Source organism: Sulfitobacter sp. HI0129, assembly GCF_001635395.1.
Lineage (GTDB): Bacteria > Pseudomonadota > Alphaproteobacteria > Rhodobacterales > Rhodobacteraceae > Sulfitobacter.
Genome location: NZ_LWGH01000491.1, coordinates 1 through 2,154 on the forward strand (window position 1 = coordinate 1; position 2,154 = coordinate 2,154).

The following is a 2,154-nucleotide window of genomic DNA, read 5'->3' on the forward strand; positions in this document are numbered from 1 at the left end:
TCCAGATCGAAAGGAAGGCTTCGTTGCGGGCGGCGGTTTCTGCGCGGTCACGGGTGCGAAGCTCCGACTCGCGGCGGGGGCGGGCCACGAGGTCGATGCGCTTTGCCTCGGCGAAGAGGGTCGACATACGGACGAAGGTTTCGGCGTTGCTTTCCCGCAGGCGCTGCGCCTCGGCCTCTTTGCCGCGCAGGGTTTCTGACACGTTGCGGATGAAGTTCGACAGGACGCGGGTGCTTTCGATCGCGTCGGGGTCGCCGCGTTCATGCAGGCTGTCGCGCAGCTCGCGTCTTTCGGCCTCAAGCTTGCCGGGAGCGCGGTTCAGGTCGGCGATTTCGGCGGCGACGGTTTCAAGCTCGTGCCGTTTGAGCCGGGACAGGGTGGCGAGCCCGTCGCCGCGTTTGCGGCTCATTCGCCGGTACCGGCCTTTTCGGCCAGCCGGGCGCGCATCCGCGCAAGGATCGCGGGATCGAGAATCTCGATCCCGTCGGGCAGTTCGATGTAGCCGATCACTCCGTGGATGCGCAGCGAGCGGGGGAGCAATTGTTCGGTCGCGGCCTGCGCGTCCTTTTCGGTCTTCTCCTCTTCCTTGGCTTCGGGGGCCGTGAGGGCGGGACCGGCCAGAAGCGCCAGAACGAGGGGGAAGGCCGCGCGCGCCGACATCATGCCGCGGGCAGTTCCCGCTGCGCCGCCTCGACGCTGGAGAAACCCGGCTGCTTCGGCGTGGGGATGTTGCCGCGGCCCAGTTCGATGCAGACGCTGGGCGGGTGGCCTGCCACCATGGCCACGATGATGTCGCGGATCACCGTATAGATGGCGCCATCCTCCTCCTCGATCTGCTTGAGCCGTCCGGCGACGGGCTGCACCATGCAATAGGCAAGGAAAACACCAAGAAACGTACCGACAAGCGCCCCGCCGATCATCTTGCCGAGAATTTCCGGCGGCTTGTCGATGGAGGACATGGTCTTGATCACCCCCAGAACCGCCGCGACGATGCCGATGGCGGGCAGACCGTCGGCCATCTGCTGGATGGCATGGGCGGAGACGAGCTTTTCATGGTGGTGTTTCTTGATCTTGCGGTTCAGCACGTCTTCCATCTGGAAGTGGTCGTCGAACTGCATGGACATCATGCGAAAGCTGTCCGAGATGAGGTCGGTCAGGAAGTGGTCCTTCATCAGGCGGGGATAACGCTGGAAGATCGCGCTGTTGGCCGGATCCTCGATATGGTCGTCCATCGCGACGATACCCTTGGTCCGGTAGAGGCGCGCGAGTTCGAACATGAGGTTCAGCAGGTCATTATAGTCCGATGACTTCCACTGCGGCCCTTTGATGACCCGCATCACACCCTTGGCCGATGATTTGACGACCCCGAAACTGTTGGCGACCACAAAGGCACCGAGCGAGGCGCCGCCGATCATCATGCCTTCGTAGGGCAGGGCGGCCATCACGATGTCCAGATTACCGCCAGAAAGCATGAATCCGCCGAAGACGAGGCCGAAAACCATCGCGAGACCAATAAACAGCATCATGTCATGAAGATCCTTCTTCAAACCTTGTTGTGCTTATTTATTCTTGATAAAATTTTTCAACACAAGTATTATCGATGTGTAATCTTGGATATCGGCTATGGATAGTGGTTTTTCGGACAGCAAGACGGAGGCGGGGCAGAACAAGACTGCCGCCGAACCCGATGCCTTTGCCTACTTCGTAGACCCCGAGGAAGTCGCCCTGCTGATGCCGAACTGGCCGGAGTGCATGCATCTGGTGCTTTGCATGGATGCGGCGGGCCTTTGCGAATTCGTGGTCTTCCATGATGACGAGACCGACACGATCCTGAACCGGGTGGCCGAAGTGCTGGATCGGCCCACGGGCGGTTTCGCGGCGAGCCCGGCCATCGAAGGCTATCCCACGCGGACGCTGCTGTTTTCGGAAGAGAATGCGCTGCTGAAGGCTGTGCAGAGCAGTGACAGCCTGCAGGAGATCGCGGCGGATTACCTGATCAACTACAACTTCGCGCGCGAAGAGGGGCTTGACCTCGACAAGTTCATGCGCCCGCGCGACGCGCGGAGCGACCTGTCGCTGCGCGTCACGACGGACAAGATCTTTCCGGTGCGGGGCAAGGCCACGGGCGGTCGCCGCCGGGGCCGTGCCGCAGCA

The 2,154-nt window shown here is 61.8% G+C and carries 4 protein-coding genes; 1 reads left to right on the forward strand and 3 read right to left on the reverse strand.

Going from position 1 to position 2,154, the window contains the following annotated elements; genetic code table 11:
- The 3 genes from A3764_RS13450 to motA form a co-directional block, all read right to left on the reverse strand.
- Positions 1–409: hypothetical protein (locus tag A3764_RS13450; protein ID WP_150122177.1), on the reverse strand; the 409-nt coding region annotated here is incomplete at its 3' end.
- Positions 406–663, reverse strand: a complete 258-nt coding sequence (locus A3764_RS13455) for a hypothetical protein (protein WP_067923754.1) — start codon at positions 661–663, stop codon at positions 406–408. The genes A3764_RS13450 and A3764_RS13455, both read right to left, overlap by 4 nt.
- A complete protein-coding gene (gene motA / locus A3764_RS13460; RefSeq protein WP_067923751.1) occupies positions 660–1,526 on the reverse strand; it encodes a flagellar motor stator protein MotA in 867 nt (288 codons plus the stop codon). The genes A3764_RS13455 and motA overlap by 4 nt, the downstream gene beginning before the upstream one ends.
- A gap of 97 nt (positions 1,527–1,623) precedes the next feature.
- On the opposite strand from motA, the gene A3764_RS13465 reads away from it, so the two are divergent.
- A partial coding sequence (locus A3764_RS13465; RefSeq protein ID WP_150122178.1) for a hypothetical protein occupies positions 1,624–2,154 on the forward strand: 531 nt, incomplete at its 3' end.